General features: G+C 67.1%; 18 protein-coding genes. 5 read left to right on the top strand and 13 right to left on the bottom strand.

All coding sequences use genetic code 11. The annotated features are described in order from the left end of the window. Positions 1–188: 188 nt before the first annotated feature. The 3 genes from FHW94_RS10805 to pdxH all read right to left on the bottom strand — a co-directional run bounded on the left by FHW94_RS10805 (position 189) and on the right by pdxH (position 3,196). Positions 189–1,430: a glycosyltransferase family 39 protein gene (locus tag FHW94_RS10805; RefSeq protein ID WP_349237496.1), complete on the bottom strand. Its 1,242-nt coding sequence runs from the start codon at positions 1,428–1,430 to the stop codon at positions 189–191. A gap of 149 nt (positions 1,431–1,579) precedes the next feature. Beyond that, positions 1,580–2,551 carry a cation diffusion facilitator family transporter gene (locus FHW94_RS10800; RefSeq protein ID WP_168555829.1) on the bottom strand — a complete coding sequence of 324 codons (972 nt, stop codon included), beginning with the start codon at positions 2,549–2,551 and terminating at the stop codon, positions 1,580–1,582. Between the two features lie 9 nt (positions 2,552–2,560). Next, complete coding sequence (gene pdxH / locus FHW94_RS10795) at positions 2,561–3,196, bottom strand: pyridoxamine 5'-phosphate oxidase (RefSeq protein ID WP_349237495.1); 636 nt, start codon at positions 3,194–3,196, stop codon at positions 2,561–2,563. A 152-nt stretch (positions 3,197–3,348) separates the two neighbouring features. Here pdxH and FHW94_RS10790 point away from each other — a divergent pair, with 152 nt between their 5' ends. From FHW94_RS10790 to fabI, 3 genes are all read left to right on the top strand, one after another. Continuing rightward, the gene (locus tag FHW94_RS10790; RefSeq protein WP_168555828.1) at positions 3,349–4,287 is read left to right on the top strand and encodes a DnaJ C-terminal domain-containing protein; all 939 of its coding nucleotides are present in this window, start codon (positions 3,349–3,351) and stop codon (positions 4,285–4,287) included. A gap of 81 nt (positions 4,288–4,368) precedes the next feature. Beyond that, positions 4,369–5,454 carry a YihY/virulence factor BrkB family protein gene (locus tag FHW94_RS10785; RefSeq protein WP_168555827.1) on the top strand — a complete coding sequence of 362 codons (1,086 nt, stop codon included), beginning with the start codon at positions 4,369–4,371 and terminating at the stop codon, positions 5,452–5,454. Positions 5,455–5,519: 65 nt separating this feature from the next. Next, a complete protein-coding gene (gene fabI, locus FHW94_RS10780) occupies positions 5,520–6,323 on the top strand; it encodes an enoyl-ACP reductase FabI (RefSeq protein ID WP_168555826.1) in 804 nt (267 codons plus the stop codon). Between the two features lie 59 nt (positions 6,324–6,382). On the opposite strand, the gene FHW94_RS10775 is transcribed toward fabI, so the two are convergent. From FHW94_RS10775 to FHW94_RS10735, 9 genes are all read right to left on the bottom strand, one after another. Beyond that, positions 6,383–7,024, bottom strand: a complete 642-nt coding sequence (locus FHW94_RS10775; RefSeq protein ID WP_246866066.1) for a hypothetical protein — start codon at positions 7,022–7,024, stop codon at positions 6,383–6,385. Between the two features lie 196 nt (positions 7,025–7,220). Further along, a complete protein-coding gene (locus tag FHW94_RS10770) occupies positions 7,221–7,736 on the bottom strand; it encodes a demethoxyubiquinone hydroxylase family protein (protein ID WP_168555825.1) in 516 nt (171 codons plus the stop codon). Between the two features lie 4 nt (positions 7,737–7,740). After that, the gene (locus FHW94_RS10765) at positions 7,741–8,235 is read right to left on the bottom strand and encodes a disulfide bond formation protein B (RefSeq protein WP_168555824.1); all 495 of its coding nucleotides are present in this window, start codon (positions 8,233–8,235) and stop codon (positions 7,741–7,743) included. 21 nt (positions 8,236–8,256) lie between these two features. Further along, entirely contained in the window at positions 8,257–9,591 is a 1,335-nt protein-coding gene (locus tag FHW94_RS10760; RefSeq protein ID WP_168555823.1) for a S41 family peptidase, read from the bottom strand. Between the two features lie 146 nt (positions 9,592–9,737). Then, on the bottom strand, positions 9,738–10,952 hold the full coding sequence (locus tag FHW94_RS10755; RefSeq protein WP_246866065.1) for a peptidoglycan DD-metalloendopeptidase family protein: 1,215 nt from the start codon (positions 10,950–10,952) through the stop codon (positions 9,738–9,740). A 14-nt stretch (positions 10,953–10,966) separates the two neighbouring features. Next, positions 10,967–11,392: a 23S rRNA (pseudouridine(1915)-N(3))-methyltransferase RlmH gene (locus tag FHW94_RS10750; protein WP_168555821.1), complete on the bottom strand. Its 426-nt coding sequence runs from the start codon at positions 11,390–11,392 to the stop codon at positions 10,967–10,969. Between the two features lie 78 nt (positions 11,393–11,470). Then, on the bottom strand, positions 11,471–11,869 hold the full coding sequence (gene rsfS, locus FHW94_RS10745) for a ribosome silencing factor (RefSeq protein ID WP_168555820.1): 399 nt from the start codon (positions 11,867–11,869) through the stop codon (positions 11,471–11,473). A gap of 157 nt (positions 11,870–12,026) precedes the next feature. Continuing rightward, a complete protein-coding gene (locus FHW94_RS10740; RefSeq protein ID WP_246866064.1) occupies positions 12,027–12,749 on the bottom strand; it encodes a nicotinate-nucleotide adenylyltransferase in 723 nt (240 codons plus the stop codon). An 8-nt stretch (positions 12,750–12,757) separates the two neighbouring features. Continuing rightward, on the bottom strand, positions 12,758–14,038 hold the full coding sequence (locus FHW94_RS10735) for a glutamate-5-semialdehyde dehydrogenase (protein ID WP_168555818.1): 1,281 nt from the start codon (positions 14,036–14,038) through the stop codon (positions 12,758–12,760). 191 nt (positions 14,039–14,229) lie between these two features. On the opposite strand from FHW94_RS10735, the gene FHW94_RS10730 reads away from it, so the two are divergent. Next, complete coding sequence (locus tag FHW94_RS10730) at positions 14,230–15,423, top strand: M23 family metallopeptidase (RefSeq protein WP_246866063.1); 1,194 nt, start codon at positions 14,230–14,232, stop codon at positions 15,421–15,423. Further along, positions 15,410–15,796 carry a polymer-forming cytoskeletal protein gene (locus FHW94_RS10725; RefSeq protein WP_168555817.1) on the top strand — a complete coding sequence of 129 codons (387 nt, stop codon included), beginning with the start codon at positions 15,410–15,412 and terminating at the stop codon, positions 15,794–15,796. The genes FHW94_RS10730 and FHW94_RS10725 overlap by 14 nt, the downstream gene beginning before the upstream one ends. A gap of 226 nt (positions 15,797–16,022) precedes the next feature. On the opposite strand, the gene rpoC is transcribed toward FHW94_RS10725, so the two are convergent. Further along, positions 16,023–20,303 carry a DNA-directed RNA polymerase subunit beta' gene (gene rpoC / locus FHW94_RS10720; protein ID WP_168555816.1) on the bottom strand — a complete coding sequence of 1,427 codons (4,281 nt, stop codon included), beginning with the start codon at positions 20,301–20,303 and terminating at the stop codon, positions 16,023–16,025. Between the last annotated feature and the right edge of the window lie 65 nt (positions 20,304–20,368).

Genomic DNA, 20,368 nt, shown 5'->3' with positions numbered 1-20,368 from the left:
CGAAAGGGGCGGCATCTCGGGTTTGGCCGAAACCGGCAGAAACGATCCGGGAGGAAGATGCCATTCCGCCCGAACCGGGGCGGTGGCGTTGCGGTGGGGCCGATCAGGCGCCCGCGCGACCCCACCCCCGGCACACCGGGGTGGTGATAGTAGTCAGCGCGGCGGAACGAATGGCCATGCGCAGCGCCTTAGCGCATGGGCGCCGTGCTGTCACGCCCGCGCAGCATGGTCACGATCAGCCAGGCCGCCGCGACGCACACGAACGGCATCGCCGGATAATGAAAGCGCGATTGCCCGGAAAAGACCATGGCAATGACGCTAGGATAGGCGGCAATGCCATAGGGCAGCAACCACCAATCGATGAGGCCGAGGCCGGCGCTGCGCCGCGCGCGCAGCATCACGGGAAAGGCCGCGACGAACAGCGCCAGCAAGGCCCAATACCACGCCTGGTTGGCCACGCGCAGCGCCAGGAACGCGCGCGGCGCAGCGGCATAGGCCCACGACCCGGTTTCATAGGCCCACTGCCCTTCGCCATCGGGCCCCCACAGCCGCGCCAGCTTCATCGGCATCAGCTTGAGGAAGGCAGTCGGGTGCGCCTTGATCCAGTCCATGCCCAGCCTGCCGGCCTCCCGGTCATAGGCCAGTTCGTTCAGGTCGGTGCGTGCATCGAGCGCCTTGACCACCGGATCGTCGGGCGTGAAGCCGCCGCGCGCGCTGTCGTTGTTGCCGGTCAGCAGCGTAATACCGCCGTTGGTAGAAACCAGCACCCAAGCGCCCAGTTCGCGATGGTTGCGCAGGGTCCACGGGGCAATCACCAGCAGGGCGGCCGCGCCCATGACCAGGCCTTGCCCCACGATGCCCGGCAGGCGCGGCCAGGGCGCGGGCTGTCGCAGCCAGGCAATCGCCAGCAGCAGCGGCGCCAGGATCAGGCTCTGCGCCTTGACCAGCGTGGCCAGGCCCAGCACCAGCCCGGCCAGCACTGTCCAGCCCCAGCCCTGCCGCGCCACCACGATCCAGCACAGCGCCAGCAGCAGCGTGGTATAGAACACCTCGGTCAGCGCCAGCGGCACATAGAGCACGGCATTGGGATAGACCGCCCAGAGCAGCAGCGCGAGGCGGCCTGCCGCTTCATGGCCGGCCAGGCGCCGCCCAAGATCGAGCGTGAGCCAGCCAGCCAGCGCCGACAGAGCGAGGTTGCACAGGCCCACCACCCAGATCGAAGGGCCGGTCAGGCGAAACACCAGGCTGAGCGCCAGCGGCCAGCCCGGCGGCCAATAGGCCGTCGGCGCGCCATGATCGCCCAGGTAACCCCGGCCATCGGCCAGCATCGCCGCGCGCGAGAAATACCAGGCGGCGTCGGAACTTGGCTCCACCGCCGCCAGGATCGCCAGCGCCCGCAAACCGAGCGCTACGGCGAACAGCACGATCACGGTGCGGCGCCCTTCCGCCAGCCAAGCCCAAGCCCGATGAAACCCCATGGCCCCGACCTACAACGCCAGCGTTAAAAAAGCCCCATCGTCTTCAGAGCAGGAGGATGAGGAGAAAATCACACAACATCCGTTCGCCCTGAGCGCCGGCCCTACCCCTCGCCCGGCCCGCCCTGCACCGCCAGCGCCGGGCTTTCGCCATTGGGGCCGGGCGCCAGCAGGTCGGTGGCGCCCAGGGCGCCTTCGTCGACGTGGCCTTCGGGATCGGGATGGATCAGCACTTCCAGCCCAGGAAACTCGGCCATCAGCTTTTCCTCGATCTCGTCCATCACGCGGTGGGCCTGGGCCACCGTCATCTTGCCGTCCACCCACACGTGGAATTGCACGAAATCGCGGTTGCCGCTGGTGCGCGTGCGCAAGTCGTGCAGGCCTTTCAGCTCGGGATGCTGGGCCACCACTTCCAGGAACCGCTCGCGCTTTTCGATCGGCCATTCGTGGTCCATCAACTGGTCCACCGCTTCCTGCGAGGCACCCCAGGCGCCCCAGGCCAGCCACAGCGCGATGCCAAAGGCAAAGACCGCATCGGTGCCGGGCAGGTGCAAGGTCCGCTCGATCACCAGCGCGGCGATCACCGCCGCGTTGAGCAGCAAGTCAGACTTGTAGTGCACGTTGTCGGTGCTGATCGCCAGGCTGCCGGTGCGGGCGATCACCATGCGCTGGTAGGCGAGCAGCGCGAGCGTTGCCCCCATCGCCAAGGCCGAAACCACGATACCCGATTCGGCCTCGATCGCCGGGGCGCCGGCCAGGAACTGGGTAATCGCGCGCCAGGCCAGGCCCAGTGCGGAAAACGAGATCAGGATCACCTGGAACATGGCCGCCAGCGCCTCGGCCTTGCCATGGCCGAAACGGTGGTTGTGATCGTCGGGAATGGCCGCGATCCACACGCCCAGCAGCGTCGCCAGGCTGGCCACCAGATCGAGCGCGGTGTCCGCCAGGCTGCCCAGCATCGCCAGCGAGCCGGACTGGACCACCGCCCAGCCTTTCAGGCCCAGCAGCAGGAGCGCCACCGCGCTGCTGGCCATGGCGGCGCGGCGATTGAGGTCTGCGTGCGAGGTCTGGGTCATCCCGCCCCTTTACGGATAAAGCAGGGTGCTGGTCCAGCCGCCTTGCCCATCCGCCACGAAACGGCGGCGTTCGTGCAGGCGATAGTCGCGATCCTGCCAGAATTCGATGGCGCGGGGCACCACGCGATAGCCCGACCAGTGCGCCGGGCGCGGCACGTTACCGTCGGGATACTGCGCGCGCAGGGCTGCCACGCGATCGAGATAGACCTGGCGCGAGGGCAGCACGCGCGACTGGTCCGACGCGGCCGAACCCAGGCGCGATTCGGGATGGCGGCTGGCGAAATAGGCATCGGCCGCTTCCGGCGTCACTTCCACCACCGGCCCTTCGATGCGGACCTGGCGGCGCAGGCTTTTCCAGTGAAACAGCAGGGCCACTTGCGGGTTGGCGGCCAGTTCACCGCCCTTGCGGCTTTCGAAATTGGTGTAGAACACGAAACCGCCGGCGTGATCGAAGCTGGGCCCGAGATCGGCGCCGTGGCCCTTGAGCAGCACCATGCGCAGCGAAGGCGCGCCTTCGGGCGTGGCGGTGGCCAGCGCCATGGCATTGGGGTCGTTGGGCTCGCTCGCCTGGGCCTGGGCGAACCAGTCCTCGAAGATGGCAAAGGGATCGCCGTGGGGAATCGCGTCCTGGCTCTGTTGGGTCACGGGAAAATGTCCTGTTGGCAGCATGGTGGCGGGCATGATGGACGCCTTGCATCCATTCCCGCGATGATATGGGTCAAGGCGCTCTATCGCGGGCGCAACGATGTTGAAAGCGAGCCTTGCGGGCAAGGCGCCCTATCCCTAGCTAGAGAGCCATGGCAGCAGACCCTTATTCCATTCTCGGCGTGGCGCGCAGTGCGAGCGAAAAGGACGTGAAATCGGCCTATCGCAAGCTCGCCAAGGAACTGCATCCCGATCACAACAAGGACAATCCCAAGGCGGCCGAGCGCTTTGCCGAAGTGACTCGCGCCTATGATCTGCTGTCCGACAAGGACAAGCGCGCCAAGTTCGACCGCGGCGAGATCGATGCCGACGGCAACCCGACGATGCCATTCGGGGGCGGCGGTTTCGGCGGCGGCGGCTTTCGCGGTGGCCAGGGCGGCTTTCGCCACGATGGCGGCTTCGAAAGCGGCGACGGGCCTGACCTGTCGGACCTGTTCGAAGGCCTGTTCGGCGGGCGCGGCGGCATGGGTGGAATGGGCGGAATGGGTGGCGGGCGCCGTCCCCCACCGCCCAAGGGCGCCAATGTCAGCTATCGCCTGCAAGTGCCCTTCGTGGAGGCGGCCACCCGCGCCGCGCAGCGCGTCACGCTGTCTTCGGGCAGCACGATCGAACTCAAGCTGCCGCCGGGTGTCGAATCCGGGCAGCAGATGCGCCTGGCTGGCAAGGGCGAACCGGGCCCCGGCGGGCCGGGCGATGCGCTGATCACGATCGAGATCGCCCCGCATCCCTTCTTCGTGCGCGATGGGGACAATATTCGCCTGGACCTGCCGATCACGCTGGAAGAAGCGGTCAACGGCGCCAAGGTGAAAGTGCCCACTGCCGATGGCGCGGTCATGCTCACGGTGGCGCCGGGCAGCAGCAGCGGGCGCACCCTGCGCCTCAAGGGCAAGGGCTTTTCCCGCAAGGATGGCGAACGTGGCGACCAGTTGGTGACGCTGCAGATCGACCTTCCGGCCGACGACGCCGATCTCAAGGCGCGCCTTGCCGGTTGGCACGACGGGCGCAATCCGCGCGCGCGCCTTGGTGCCTGAACCGGCTGAAACCATCCTTGTGGCACCCGCGGGTTGCGCCCGGCCGGGAGCCGACCGGCCTTCCGTGCATTGCCACAAGTGATGGACAATCAATTCGATCCTGCCGGCGCCGATCCCGCCAACATCGACCCTGATCGCGCCGATCACGTGCCGGGGGTTCCCGACGGGGCCAAGGCGCTGGTGCCCGATCTTTCGCCAGAGGCGCGCCGCCGCGCCGCACTGCACCGCCGCTTGCGTGCCGAATGGGACGAAGCGCGCGAGGAATTGCGCCCCGGCACCCGCATCCATGAAACGCTCAAGCGCATCTGGACCGGTGTCATCAACGACGGTTTCATCCACGCCGGCAACTTTGCCTATATGGTGCTGATCGCGCTGTTCCCCTTTTTCATCACCGGGGCCGCGCTGTTTTCGCTGATCGGGGAAGCCAGCCAGCGCACCGCCGCGATCAACACCGTGCTCATGGCCCTGCCCCCGGTGGTGGCCACCACGATCGAGCCGGTGGCCCGCGCCGCGGTGGAAGCGCGCACCGGCCACCTGCTGTGGATCGGCGGTCTTGTCGGGCTGTGGACGGTGAGCAGCCTGGTCGAAACCATCCGGGATATCCTGCGCCGCGCCTATGGCACGAACTGGGAGCACGCGTTCTGGCGCTATCGCCTGATGTCGACGGGTCTGATCATCGCCTCGGTCGTGTTGATTCTCGTTTCCATCCTGGCGCAAGTGGCGATCGGGGCAGCGCAGGAAGTGATCGCGGCCTGGCTGCCGCAGTTCGGCGCCTGGATCGATGGCCTGGCAGCGGGGCGTTTCCTGCCCACCCTGGTGCTTTTCGGCGCGCTGTGGCTGCTGTTTCTCTCGCTCACGCCCAGCGCCTATCGGTCGAATCGCTATCCCAAATGGCCGGGCGCGCTGTTCGTTTCGCTGTGGTGGCTGGGGGTGAGCATCCTGTTGCCCAAACTCCTCGCTTCGGTTTTCTCGTATGATCTGACCTACGGCAGCCTGGCCGGGGTGATGATCGCCCTTTTCTTTTTCTGGCTGGTCGGCATAGGGATGGTAATAGGTGCCGAACTCAATGCCGCGCTCGCCGAAACTCCGGAGGAGCGCGACATGCTGGGCCAGGCAGATGATCGCGCGCGGGCCATTCGCCAGGCCGGCGCGCCCGAACCAGAATGACATGCCCGTTGGCCGCGCCTCTTTGAGGGGCACGCGCACACCGGGGCAGGAGCGTACGAGGGCGCATGACCGGATTGATGAAGGGAAAGCGCGGCCTGATCATGGGCCTCGCCAATGACAAGTCGCTAGCCTGGGGCATAGCCCGGCAGTTGCACGAACAGGGGGCAGAGCTGGCCTTCTCCTATCAGGGAGAGGCGCTGGCCAAGCGCGTGCGCCCGCTGGCCGCAAGCCTCGACAGCGATTTCCTGATTGAATGCGACGTGGCCGACATGGACGCGCTCGATGTCGCGTTCGAAACGCTCAAGGCGCGGTGGGAAACGATCGACTTCGTCGTCCACGCCATCGGCTATTCCGACAAGAACCAGTTGCGCGGGCGGTTCTACGATACCACGCTCGACAACTTCCTGATGACCATGAACATCTCGGCCTACAGCCTGGTCGCCGTGACCAAGCGCGCCATGCCGATGATGCCCCATGGCGGATCGATCCTGACGCTGACCTATTATGGCGCGGAAAAGGTCGTGCCGCATTACAACGTGATGGGCGTGGCCAAGGCGGCCCTGGAAGCCAGCGTGCGCTACCTCGCCAACGATTGCGGCCCGCAAGGGGTGCGCGTCAATGCCATCTCGGCCGGCCCGATCAAGACCCTGGCCGCCAGCGGCATCGGCGATTTCCGCTACATCCTCAAGTGGAACGAGCTGAACGCGCCGCTCCGCCGCAATTCCACGATCGAGGACGTGGGCGGCTCGGGCCTCTATTTCCTGTCCGACCTGTCCGCCGGCGTCACCGGCGAAGTGCACCATGTCGACGCGGGCTATCATCTTGTCGGCATGAAACAGGAAGACGCACCGGATATTGCGCTGAGCTGATCGGCCTCAAGTTCGAAAGGCCACCCCGGGTTCGCCCCGAGGTGGCCTTTTTCTATGGGTCAGTTCGATGCAGGCGGCGCAGCGGGGGTCGGCGCCGGCGTCGTCTCGCCGTCGCGCTCGCGCGCCAGGCGGGCGTCGTATTCCTTTTCCAGCTGTTCCACGCGCGATTGTTCGGCGGCCGCGTCCTTGTCGATGGTGGAAAGGCGGCGTTCGCGCTCTTCCTGGATCAACTTGCCGAACTGCACGTCGCTGCCCTGCTTCTTTTCGGCATAGGCCTGGTTGATCAGGCGCATGGTGCAGCCCGAAGCCCCGCCCGAGCCGACCGGCGAGCACGAGTTGATCCCGGCCGCACCCACGGTTTCATAGGCTTTCACCCGGTCGGTCCAGGTCTGGTTCTTGGGATCGTTGGGATTGTCGCGCAGCGGCGTGGGGATGCGATAGCGTTCCGCTTCGTCCTTGCGCGCGCAGACGGTGATCTGCTCGGCCGTGGAAACCGGGCAGGGATCATCGCCATAGATGATCAGCTGGTTGACCTTTTCATCGCCCTGCACCGGCCCTTCTTCCACCGGCTGGGTGGCGGGGCCGCGCGTGGCGCCCTGCGCGGCCAAAGCCGGCGTTGCCCCCATGAGCAGCCCGCCCAGCAGCAGGGCCGGAACCCCAAGGCGCACCGTCAGGCGCGAAGATGTGGCAGCAAGGCGCATTGTCGGTTCGTCTCCAGCGGGTGAGGCGATCGCAGGCCGCCCCCGGTTCACCCCACCATAAGGCGGCGGGGCGGTGAATGATAGATGAAGGGGCAACGCACGAAGCGGGCTTTCGTCATCGCATCGTTTTGCGAAAAACCGGTTCCCGCTTTTCCGCACGATGCTTCGTCCGCTCCCCCGCCGGCCACCGGTCTTTTCAAATCCGTTCCGACAGCTTGATCGCGGCGCGGCATCCCAGGCGGATGGCGTTGAACAACAGCGGATAGGCCGGCGTCTGTTCCGCCCCGGCCGCCAGCGCCGCATCACGGTGGGCGCGCTCGTCATCGCGGAATTCGCGGATCGTGGCGGCCAGTTCCGGGTCGGTATCGCCCAGTTCCTCAAGCTGCTCGGTATAGTGACGGTCGATTTCGGTTTCGATCGCCGCGGTGCAGGCCATGGCCGCCTTGGGGCCAAGCAGCGCGGTGGCCGCGCCCAGGGCAAACCCGGCAACATTCCACACCGGCTGCAGCGCGGTGGGCCGCACGCCACGCGCCACGATCATGGCGTCGAACTTGGCGCGATGATCGGCTTCCTGCCGCGCCATTTCCACGATTTCGGCCGAATCCGGGCCGCGATCGCCCATCACCGCCAGTTGCCCGGCATAGATGCGGGTGGCGCCAAATTCGCCGGCCTGGTCCACGCGGATCATGCGGGCAGTGTCGGGACGAGTCATCGCTTCAGGCTCCCTTGGCGCGGCTCTTGGCCAGCAATCCCAGGATTGCCAGCGCCGCAGGGGTGGAAAACAGGAAATTGAAGCCGGCCATGCTCACGCCCAGCATGGTCCAGGCCGGAGTATCGCAGCGCACCAGCGGCGCGGCCATGATCGCAGCCAGCGGATCGCCCTCGATATGGCTGGACGAGCAGGTGGTGAGCCCTTCCCACCAACGATACTCCACCCCGGCGTGAAACGCACCGATCACCCCGCTCGACAGGATGCCCAGCGCAGCCAGCGCCACCAGCCAGCGCGCTTCGGGCCGGCCGCGGCGGAGCAGAGCCAGGATCGCCAGCGCGATCGCCGCCAGGTGGCCATAGCGCTGCCACCAGCACATCTCGCACGGGGGCAGGCCAAAGCCATATTGCGCCACCAGCGCGGTGCCCATGGCCACCAGCGGCACGCCCAGCGCCAGGGCATGCGCCAGCGACAGGGGAGAATTGCGAATGTCCGTGCTCATCTTCAAGGTCCGCAGTCTGTATCAGCGCTTGCGCAGGGCCAGCAGCGCGCCGGGCGCCGTGCGCTTGAGCGTCTGCACCGCATAGTAGAGCTGGAAATCGTCGATGCCCTTGGCCTTCAGCTCCTCGGGCGTCATCTTGAAACGCGGATCGTCGATCTTGTCCTTCTCCAGGTCCTTGTCTTCCTTGATCTCGTTGATCAGGTGGCGGCGCAGGTCGCTTTCGCGGTAGGAGCGGAGCGCGCGCTTGCGCAAGTCGGGATCGGAAATCTGCGGCACGGCGATATCGGGTTCGATCCCGCCTTCCTGCACCGAACGGCCCGAGGGCGTGTAATAACGCGCCGTCGTCAGCTTGAGCGCGGCATCCTTGCTCAACTGGATCAGCGTCTGCACGCTGCCCTTGCCAAAGCTGCGCTGGCCCATGATCAGCGCGCGGTGCTGGTCCTGCAAGGCGCCGGCGACGATTTCCGAGGCCGAGGCCGAACCTTCGTCGATCAGCACGATCATCGGCAAGCCGCGCGCCACGTCGCCGGGGTGGGCGGAATAGATGTCGTTATCCTGCGGATCGCGCCCGCGCTGCGAGACGATCGTGCCCTTGTCGAGGAAATCGTCGGACAGCGAGACCGCTTCATTGAGCAGGCCGCCGGGATTGCCGCGCAGATCGAGCACCACGCCGGCCAGGTTGTTGCCCAACTGGGCGCGGATCGCCTGCACGGCCTGCGCCACTTCGCTGCCCACGTTTTCGCTGAAGCTCGACACCGAGATCACCCCGATGTTGTCCTTCACCTTCCATTCCACCGGGCGCAGCTTGATCACCTGGCGGGTGAGCGTGAGATCGAGCGGCTCGTCGCGGCCCGGGCGATAGACCGTCAGCTTGATCTTGGTGCCCGGCACACCGCGCATCTGGTCCACCGCATCGTCTAGCGAGCCGCCGTAGATCAGCTTGCCATCGAGGTGGGTGATATAGTCGCCGGCCTTGATGCCGCCAAGGTCGCCCGGGGTGCCCTTCATCGGCGCGATGACCTTGACCGCGCCGTCATCGAGCGTGACCGACAGGCCCAGGCCGCCATAGGCGCCTTCGGTCTGGGTGCGCAGGTTCTCGAAATCGCGGGCTTCCAGATAGGCGCTGTGCGGATCGAGCGTGGCCAGCATGCCATCGATGGCGCCCTTGATCAGGGTGTCGTCGTCCACCGGCTCGACATAGTTTTCCTTGATCTTTTCATAGACCAGCTCGAGCTTCTGGAACTGCGGCCCGGTGCGGGAATCCACCGCCGCCAGGCCGGCCGTGGCCACGGGCAAAACCGCCACGGCCGTGACCAGGGCCGTTGCACGCAGCAGGGAAGCAAGCGGTTGTGCCATGTTTGCAATCGAACCTTAGATAGGGGGCATGCTGGCACGACGAGCGCCAATCTGCCCGCTTGTATAGCCCCGCAAGCCTGAATGCCAGATGGAGCGACACCGGATTCCCGTTTGGCCGGTGGAACCCCGGCGCGCCTTGTTGCCGATCAATTCCGCAGGGCCACCAGCGGGTTGACGGGCACGCCATCCTTGCGCAGTTCCACGCCGACCAGCGGATTGGCCGGGGCGGCGATCCCCAGGGGCGAGCCTTGCACCACGCGATCGCCCACCGCCGCATCGATCCGCCCCAGCCCCGTGACCAGCGACGTCCATCCGCCCGGATGCTCCACGATCACGATCTGGCCATAACCGCGGTAGGAACCGGCAAAGGCCACACGCCCGGCCGCCGGCGCGACGATCTGCGCCGATGGCAAGGGCGCGATGGACAGGCCTTGCGCCGGTCCCGCTGCGCTCGCTTCGGCAAAGCCGGTGACCACGCGGCCCGATACCGGCAGGATCCACACCAGCGGCGTGCCGGTGCGCAGCAGGGGATCGGCGTCTTCCACCATCAGCACCGCGCCGGGCCGGTCGGGCCGCTGCATCGGGCCGGGCAGCGCGGCCAGCAGGTCGCGCATCTGCCCATCCCGCCCCAGGCGCTCCATCAGGGCCGCCAGGTCGCGCGTCTCCTCGGCCAGGGCCAGGGCATGGTCGGCCTCGCGGCTGGCGGTGCCGCTGGCGGCACGGCTGGCAATGCGCTGGCGGCTTTCCAGCGCGGCCAGTTGCTGGCGCCGCTCGGCCAGGCCGGATTGGCTGGCGCGCAGGCGCGCCGCCTCGCTGCCAGCCTGTTCCTGCAAGGCGCGCCCGCGCACGATCGCGCCGCGCAAGGTGGCGGTGCGGCGGCGCACTTCGGGCACCATCGTTTCCAGCACCGCGCGCAGATAGACCGTGTCACGCAGCGAATCCGCGCGCAGCAGGCTGAACGCCAGGGGCCGGCGGGCAAAGAGCTGCAGCGCGGCGGTCAGCCGCACCACCGGTTCCTGCCGCGCGGCAATGCGCAGGCGCAAGTCGGCGCGCTCTTGGTCGATCAAGGCGATCTTGGCTTCGCTCAGGCGGATTTCGGCTTCGGATTGCTGGATGCGCGCAGCAATCGCGGCGGCTTCCTGCGCGGTCTTGTCGGCCGCCGCGGTGGCAGCCTGGGCCTGGGCCTCCAGCTTTTCGCCGCGGGTGCGCGCTTCGACCAGCGCGCCTTGCGCGCGGGCCAGCGCCGCAGCCGCTTCGCCCTTGGTCTGGTAGGAAGGCGCCGGATCGGCCCCGGCGATCTGCCACAGCGCCAGCGGCGCCAGCAGCAGGGCCGCAAGGACCAGCGAGCGACGCGCGTTCATGGTCCTTGCTGGCATCATCCCTCGCGGTGATAGGGGTGGCCGGCGATGATGCTGGTGGCGCGCCACAGCTGCTCGGCCAGCATCGCGCGGGCCAGCATGTGCGGCCAGGTTGCCGCGCCGAAAGCGATCAGCAGGTCGGCACTCTCGCGCAGGGCTTCATCGTGCCCATCGGCGGCGCCGATGAGAAAGCGTGCCTCGCGCACGCCGTCGTCGCGCCAGCGGCCCAGCACTTTGGCAAATTCGCTTGAGGCCAATTGCTTGCCACGCTCGTCCATCACCACGGTGCGGGTGGGGCTGGCGGTCACCGGCGGCACGGCGCCGCCCCGGTCGGGCAGCTCGGTCACCTTGAAGCCCCAGGTCACCCGCTTGCCATAGCGATCGACCAGTTCCGCCTCTGGCGAGCGGCCGATCTTTCCCCGGGCGATGATGTGGAGGAGCATGGATGTCCGTGTCTGGCGTTGGGCTGGGCTTCCGCCACCCCCTGGCCCCCTCCCCTGACGAGGAGGGGGAAGAGATCATCAGGCAGAGCCGGCGTCGCCGAAGCCCCACATGCGCTCCAGGTTATAGAAGCTGCGCACTTCGGGGCGGAACAGGTGAACGACCACGTCACCGGCATCGATCAGCACCCAATCGGCGGCGGGCAGGCCTTCGATGCGCACGTGGCCATAACCGGCGTGCTTGATGCGCTCGGCCAGCTTCTGCGCCATGGCAGCGACCTGGCGGGTGGAGCGACCCGATCCGATCACCATGTAATCGGCGATCGAGCTTTTGCCTTCCAGGGGGATCGACACCACGTCCTGGGCCTGGTCATCATCCAGCGATTGCAGGACAAGGTCGAACAGGCTGGCAGGCACGCCGACAGAAGGGGCCGAGACAGCGGCGCCGGCATCTGCCGGCTGGGGTTGGGCACTGGTCATTGGATTGCGGTGAACTCCGGTTGAAAGATGGCTATGTTCGCAACGCCCGGTCGCCCATTGCGATCCAACGACAAAACCGCCTTGCGCCAGGGCGCGCGGCGGGAAAGCCGAAGTACCGGACAGGCGTGCCGGAAAGCAGGGATGGCAGCCAGGACGCTCAGTGTCCGCTCCTTCCGCCGGGCATTTGCGCGATGCGAGTATGAGTCACATCATCGCGCAGGCCGTTTGCGGAAACGTGGTCGGCCCAATCGGGCTCTGCCTGGCGCAAGGCCGTGGCGGAGCGGGGATCGGGATCGAACCGCAGGATGACAAGCGCTGGGGCGCGAGGCATCGGATCGTGCGGGATACTGGCGTTCAGGGCGGCACCCCCTGCTGGCCCACAAACGGACCAAAGAGCGCCATCACTTTCCTGCCTGCACCGCCGGCGCCATCGGCGCAGCCATACCATGGCGGGGCTCGCCATCGCAGCGCCATCATAGCCCGGACGCGCGATAACCGCAATCGGCATGGTGCGGGCGATCCCGCGCCAGTCCCGCCAGCGGTGGAACTGGGCAAGATTATCGCTTCCCATCAACCAGATAAAGCGTCGGCGCGGATAGCGGCGCACCAGCGCGCGCAGCGTATCGACGGTAAACCGGGTGCCCAGTTCGCGCTCGATCGCGGTCACCCGAATCGGCGCCCGGCGGGCCTGTCGCCGGGCCGAGACGACCCGCGCGGGCAAAGGCGCCATGCCCTGGGCGGGCTTGAGCACATTGCCCGGCGAAACCAGCCACCACACTTCGTCCAGCCCCAGCGCCGCGCGCGCAAACAGGCTCACCCGGCGATGGCCGCCGTGCGCCGGGTTGAAGCTGCCGCCCAAAAGGCCGGTCAGCCGGGGCAAGCCGTGTTTCAGGGGCGAACCTGCCCGCTGCCGTGGACCAGCCACTTGTACGTGGTCAGCCCTTCCAGCGCGACCGGGCCGCGTGCGTGCAGCCGCCCGGTGGCAATGCCGATTTCCGCGCCCAGCCCGAATTCGCCGCCATCGGCAAACTGGCTGGAGGCGTTGTGCATCACGATGGCGCTGTCCACTTCGGCCAGGAAGCGCGCGGCCGCATCGGCATCGGCCGTCACGATCGCGTCGGTGTGGCCAGAGGAATGGCGCGCGATATGCGCCAGCGCGGCGTCCAACCCATCGACCACAGCCACCGACAACACCGCATCGAGGTATTCGGTGTCCCAGTCGTTGTCGGCCGCGGGCACGATGCGCGGATCGATCGCGCGGGCGCGGGCATCGCCGCGCACTTCGCAGCCGGCCTCGATCAGCGGGGTGACGAGCGCGGCCGCGGCGGGATAAGTCGCGTCGATCAGTAGGGTTTCCATCGCCCCGCAGATGCCGGTGCGGCGCATCTTGGCATTGAGCACGATCGCTTCGGCCATCGCCCGGTCGGCGCCGGCATGGACGAAGGTGTGGCAAATGCCGTCAAGGTGCGCCAGCACGGGAACACGGGCATCGGCTTGCACGCGGGCCACCAGGCTCTTGCCGCCGCGCGGCACGATCATGTCGATCAGGCCCGCAGCGGTCAGCATGGCGCCAACGGCAGCGCGATCCTGGGTGGGCATCAGTTGCACCACCTCGGCCGGCACGCCGCCTTCGACCAGGCCCGCCACCAGGGCGGCGTGGATCGCGCGATTGGAGTGGACCGCTTCGCTGCCGCCGCGCAGCAAGGCGGCATTGCCCGAACGCACGCAGAGCGCGGCAGCATCGGCCGTCACGTTGGGGCGGCTTTCGTAGATGATCCCGATCAGCCCGATCGGCACGCGCACGCGCGACAGGATCATGCCGTTGGGGCGGGTAACGCGGTCGATTTCCTGGCCTACGGGGTCGGCCAGGCTGGCCACTTGCGCCACGGCATCGGCCATGGCGGCCACGCGGCCTTCGTCCAGCTTGAGCCGGTCGAGCAGCGCCGCGGTCAACCCGCGGGTGACGCCATTGGCCATGTCGATGGCATTGGCCGCCAGGATTTCCGGCGCGGCGCGGCGCAGCGCATCGGCGGCCAGCTTGAGCGCGGCTTCCTTGGCCGGCGCCGGCATGCGCGCCAGTTCACGCTGCGCAGCACGGCCAGCGCGGGCAAGGCGCTCCACCAGCTGCTCGGGAGACTCGAGGGCGATTTCCTGGGGCTTGGTCGACATAGTGGCGCGGGGCTTACCATTGCTGGCCCGCGCTGTCACGGGCGCGCGGGGCATTGCAAACGATTCATCGCCACCCAGGCACGGCCCGCCCCGGCCTGGCGCCTGCGGATTCGACTCCCGGGTTCCCGCTCGATAAGCGCCGCGCCCCAGGGGTCGTCAACACGTCTTGTCTTGCGGGGTCGCTGGAAATCTTGCCGTCTGCCAAATCCGAAACCGCGCGCCGCGTGGGTCCCGCCCCTGCGGCCGGCGCCACGCCCGGCACCCGCCTGCGCCGCCTCCGCGCGCGCCTGGCGGCTGCGCCGGCGCAGGTACGCGGCTGGTTTCCCGATCGCGAGTTCTTCATGCGCGCGCACGGCCAAGTGCGCTTCATCCGCCTGTCCGGCCGCCTGCAGATGCGCGTGGCGGCGGGCGTGGCGCTGGCCTTGCTGGTGTGGCTGGGGGTGATGATCGCCATGCTGGTCGGCCAGGTTCTTGCCCAGCGCGATCTTGCTGCCCTGCGCCAGCGCGAAGCCGCCGTGACCCAGGCCGAACAGCACATGGCCCGCACCAAGGGCGGCGTGGCCGGCGCGCTGCAAGACCTGCAGCGCCGGCAGGACATGATCGAAACCATGGTCAAGGGCCAGCTGGGCGATCTGCCGCCGGCCGAGGCCAGCGCCACCGACGGCAAGCCCTTGTCGCTCAATGGCGCGCCCGAAGCCGCCACGCTCTCGCGCCTTGCCGGGCGGCAGGCGGCCTTCGTGGCGGCGCTCACGCGCTATGCCGATGCCCGCGCCACGCAGGCCGAAACCGCCATCCGCCGCGTCGGTCTCAACCCGGCGCAAGTGGCGCCCTTGCGGCTGGCCAATCGCCGCGCCATGGGCGGCCCGCTGATCGCGCTCGGCCAGGATGATCCTGCGCTTGCCCGCCTGGGCCAGGCCATGACGCGCCTGTCCGCGCTGGAACAGGGGCTGGCGCGCCTGCCCCATGCCCTGCCCGCCAGTGCCGACTATATTTCCAGCGGCTTTGGCTATCGCGCCGATCCCTTCACCGGCGGTGGCGCGTTCCATCCCGGCCTCGATTTCAAGGGCCCGATCGGCGCGCCGATCTATGCCGCCGCCCAAGGCGTGGTCAGCTTTGCCGGCGTCCGCTCCGGCTATGGCAATTGCGTGGAAGTGGACCATGGCCAGGGCCTGGTCACGCGCTATGCCCACATGTCACGCATCGAGGCTCGGCCCGGCCAGCGCGTGGGCCCCGGCGTGGAAATCGGCAAGATCGGTAGCACCGGCCGCTCCACCGGCCCGCATCTGCATTTCGAAGTGCGCATCGCCGATCGCCCGGTCGATCCGCGCCCCTTCCTGGAGACTCTACCCGATGTTTTCAAAGAAGCCGGCCATGACCACCCCTGATCGGGCACCGGCCACTTTCTCGGTGCTCGGCGCAGATCTGGCCGTGCGCGGCGACATCACCGCCGAGGCCGACCTGCACATCGACGGCAAGATCGAAGGCGACGTGGCCTGCGCCGCGCTGGTCCAGGGCGAAAGCAGCGTGATCACCGGCGCCATCACCGCGCGCAACGCCCGCCTGGCCGGCACGGTCAACGGCGCGGTGAGCGTGGCCGACCTGGTCATTACCCGCACCGCCCGCATCGTGGGTGACGTGGGCTATGACACGCTTACCATCGAACAGGGCGCCCGCGTGGAGGGCCGCTTTGCCCCGCGCGGCGCCAATGCCGCCGCCGCCGTGCCCGACAGCCTGATCGCGGTGCGCACTTCGGCCTGAATACAGGCCCCTCCGCCATTGCCCCCTCCACCACCCGCTGCGCGGGCGGTACCCCTCCCCATTGCATGGGGAGGATCTGGCAGGTCCTCCCAGCTTGGCGGAGAAGTGGCAGGCCGCAGGCCTGACGGAGGGGCGAAACCTTACCCACCACCCGCAAACGAAAAACCCCGCCGGTCGCCCGGCGGGGTTTTCGTTGTACGATATCACCCGGTCGGGGCGTCGAGGATCAGTCCTCGTCGCCCTTGATCAGGTAATCGGCCGCATCGGCATCGGTGCCGTGGGTTTCACCCTCGACAGCCGCCAGCGGATCGTTGCCGATCGCCGCTTCGGGGCCTTGGGCCAGTTCGGCGGCATGCTCTTCGGCGGCCGTGCGCGGCGCGATCAGGGCTTCCTGAAGGCGGCGGTTGGCAGCGCGCAGGGCAGCGTCGCGGCTGTTGGCCGCCACGCGCATGCGGTTCATGCCAGCGCCGGTACCGGCGGGGATGAGCCGGCCGACGATCACGTTTTCCTTGAGGCCGATCAGGCTGTCGCGCTTCCCTTCGACCGCCGCCTGCGTGAGCACGCGGGTGGTTTCCTGGAACGACGCGGCAGAGATGAACGAACGCGTCTGCAGCGAAGCCTTGGTGATGCCCAGCAGCACCGGCTTGCCTTCCGCGAAGCGCGAGCCCCCCGGCAGCTTGGCGTTGGTTTCGTTCATTTCCTCAAGGTCAACCTGCTCGCCCGGCAGCAGGGTGGTGTCACCGCCATCGGTGATTTCCACCTTCTGCAGCATCTGGCGAACGATCACCTCGATGTGCTTGTCGTTGATCTTCACGCCCTGCAAGCGGTAGACTTCCTGGATTTCCGCCACGAGGTATTCCGCCAGGGCCTCGACGCCGAGAACCTCCAGGATGTCGTGCGGATCGGGCGAACCCGAGATCAGGTTGTCGCCCTTCTTGACGTAGTCGCCTTCCTGGACGTCGATCACCTTGGACTTGGGGATCAGGTACTCGACCGGTTCGCCCTCTTCCGGGATGATCGCGATCTTGCGCTTGGCCTTGTAGTCGCGAATGAACTCGATCCGGCCCGAGATCTTGGCGATGATCGCGTTGTCCTTGGGCTTGCGCGCTTCGAACAGCTCGGCCACGCGCGGCAGACCACCGGTGATGTCGCGCGTCTTGGCGGCTTCGCGGCTGGCACGGGCCAGCACGTCACCGGCCTGGACTTCCTGGCCGTCTTCCACCGACAGGGTGGTGCCCGGCGCCATCATGTAGCGCGCGGATTCACCCGAGGCATCGTCGAGCAGGGTCAGGCGCGGACGCAGGTCTTCCTTCTTCGCGCGGCCACCGGCACGGTTTTCGGTGACGACGCGCTGGGCGATACCCGTCGCTTCGTCGACCTGTTCCGTCAGGGTGCGGCCGTCGATCAGGTCCTGGTAGCGCACGATACCGGGCTTTTCCGTGATCACCGGCAGGGTGAACGGGTCCCACTCGGCCAGGCGCTGGCCCTGGGCCACCGTCGCACCGTTTTCGTGCAGCAGGTGGGTACCATAGGGCACGCGGTGCATGGCGCGTTCGCGGCCGTCGGTGTCCATGATCACGATTTCACCGTTGCGCGCCAGCGACAGGCGGCGATTGCGGCTGTCGGTGATCGTCGGGATGTCGCGATAGTGCACGGTACCGTCGCAGATCGATTCCAGGTGCGACTGTTCGTTCACCTGCGCGGCACCCCCGATGTGGAACGTGCGCATGGTCAGCTGCGTGCCGGGTTCACCGATCGACTGGGCGGCAATGACGCCGACCGCTTCACCGATGTTCACCGGCGTACCGCGCGCCAGGTCGCGGCCATAGCAGGTGCCGCACACGCCCTGGGGCGCTTCGCAGATCAGCGGCGAACGGATACGGGCCGATTGCACGCCGGCCGCTTCGATGCGCGCCACGGCGGCTTCATCCAGCAGCGTGCCCTTTTCGCAGATCACCTTGCCGGTCTTGGCCTCGATCATGTCCTCGGCCAGGGTGCGGCCCAGGATACGTTCGCCCAGCGAAGCGATGGTCGAACCGCCCTGCACGATCGCGCGCATTTCCAGCGCCCGCTCGGTGCCGCAATCGTTCACCGTCACCACGCAGTCCTGCGACACATCGACCAGACGGCGGGTCAGGTAACCCGAGTTCGCCGTCTTGAGCGCGGTATCGGCCAGGCCCTTACGCGCGCCGTGGGTCGAGTTGAAGTATTCAAGGACGGTCAGACCTTCCTTGAAGTTCGAGATGATCGGGGTTTCGATGATCTCGCCCGAAGGCTTGGCCATCAGCCCGCGCATACCCGCCAGCTGCTTCATCTGGGTTGGCGAACCACGCGCGCCCGAGTGGCTCATCATGTAGATCGAGTTGATCGGCTTTTCACGGCCGTGCTCGTCGCTCGGCGTGGCGCGAATCTCGTCCATCATGGCGTTGGCCACCTGGTCGCCGCAACGGCTCCAGGCGTCGATCACCTTGTTGTACTTTTCCTGCTGGGTGATCAGGCCGTCCTGGTACTGCTGCTCATAGTCCGCGACCAGTTCCTTGGTCTCGGCCACGAAGGCGTCCTTGGTGGCGGGGATGATCATGTCGTCCTTGCCGAACGAGATGCCCGCCTTGAACGCGTTGCGGAAGCCCAGGCTCATGATCGCGTCGGCGAAAAGGACCGTCTCCTTCTGGCCGGTGTGGCGATAGACCTGATCGATGACGTCGGCGATTTCCTTCTTGGTGAGCAGGCGGTTGACCAGCTCGAAGGGCACCGTGTGGCTCTTGGGCAGGCACTCGCCGATCAGCATGCGGCCCGGCGTGGTTTCATACCGCTTGAGATAGGTCTTTCCGTTCTCGTCGGTCTGCGGCACGCGCGCCACGATCTTGGTGTGCATGGTGACCGCGCCAGCGAACAGCGCCTGGTGCACTTCGGCCATGTCGGCCAGCAGCATGCCTTCGCCCGGCTCGCCCTTGCGGTCCATCGACAGGTAATAGAGGCCCAGCACCATGTCCTGCGAAGGCACGATGATCGGCTTGCCGTTGGCGGGCGAGAGGATGTTGTTGGTCGACATCATCAGCACGCGCGCTTCGAGCTGGGCTTCCAGCGAAAGCGGCACGTGGACGGCCATCTGGTCCCCGTCGAAGTCGGCGTTGAAGGCCGAGCAGACGAGCGGGTGCAGCTGGATCGCCTTGCCTTCGATCAGCACGGGTTCGAAGGCCTGGATGCCCAGACGGTGCAGCGTGGGCGCACGGTTGAGCATGACCGGGTGTTCGCGGATCACTTCGTCCAGGATGTCCCAGACTTCCTTGCGTTCCTTTTCCACCCACTTCTTGGCCTGCTTCAGGGTCATCGACAGACCCTTGGCATCAAGCCGCGCGTAGATGAACGGCTTGAACAGCTCGAGCGCCATCTTCTTGGGCAGGCCGCACTGGTGCAGCTTGAGTTCCGGCCCGGTCACGATGACCGAACGGCCCGAATAGTCGACGCGCTTGCCAAGCAGGTTCTGGCGGAAGCGGCCCTGCTTGCCCTTGAGCATGTCGGACAGCGACTTGAGCGGACGCTTGTTGGCGCCGGTGATCACGCGGCCACGGCGGCCGTTGTCGAACAGCGCGTCGACCGCTTCCTGCAGCATGCGCTTTTCGTTGCGCACGATGATGTCGGGCGCGCGCAGCTCGATCAGGCGCTTCAACCGGTTGTTGCGGTTGATCACGCGGCGATAGAGGTCGTTCAGGTCCGAGGTGGCGAAGCGGCCACCGTCGAGCGGCACCAGCGGGCGCAGTTCGGGCGGAATGACCGGCACCACGTCGAGGATCATCCATTCCGGGCGGTTGCCGGAATCGATGAACGATTCCACCACCTTGAGGCGCTTGATGATCTTCTTGGGCTTGAGTTCCGACTTGGTCTCGGCGAGTTCCTTGAGCAGGTCTTCGCGCTCCTGGACCATGTCGAGGTCCATGAGCATGTGCTTGACCGCCTCGGCGCCGATGCCGGCCGAAAAGGCGTCTTCGCCATATTCGTCCTGCGCATCGAGCAGTTCGTCTTCGGTCAGCAGCTGGTAGCGTTCAAGCGGGGTGATGCCCGGCTCGATGACCACGTAGCTTTCGAAGTAGAGGATGCGTTCGAGCTGCTTGAGCTGCATGTCGAGCAGCAGGCCGATGCGCGAGGGCAGCGACTTGAGGAACCAGATGTGCGCAACCGGGGCGGCCAGTTCGATGTGGCCCATGCGCTCGCGGCGCACCTTGGTCACGGTCACTTCCACGCCGCACTTTTCGCAGACGACACCCTTGTACTTCATGCGCTTGTACTTGCCGCACAGGCACTCGTAGTCCTTCACGGGGCCGAAGATGCGGGCGCAGAACAGGCCGTCACGCTCGGGCTTGAACGTGCGGTAGTTGATCGTTTCGGGCTTCTTGATTTCGCCGAAGGACCAGCTGCGGATGCGCTCGGGCGAGGCCAGGCCGATCTGGATCTGGTCGAACGTTTCGGGCTTGGGCAGCTGGTTGGTGAATTTGGTCAGGTCGTTCATTGCGTGATCCTCACTGGGAGGGAAATCCTGTGCATGCGGCTAGCCGGGGCGGCGGCAGCGGGGGA

The organism is Novosphingobium sp. SG720, from assembly GCF_012275365.1.
GTDB classification, from domain to species: Bacteria; Pseudomonadota; Alphaproteobacteria; order Sphingomonadales; family Sphingomonadaceae; genus Novosphingobium; species Novosphingobium rhizosphaerae.
The sequence above is the reverse complement of the archived record's forward strand: the minus strand, read 5'-3'. Positions and strand labels throughout refer to the sequence as shown.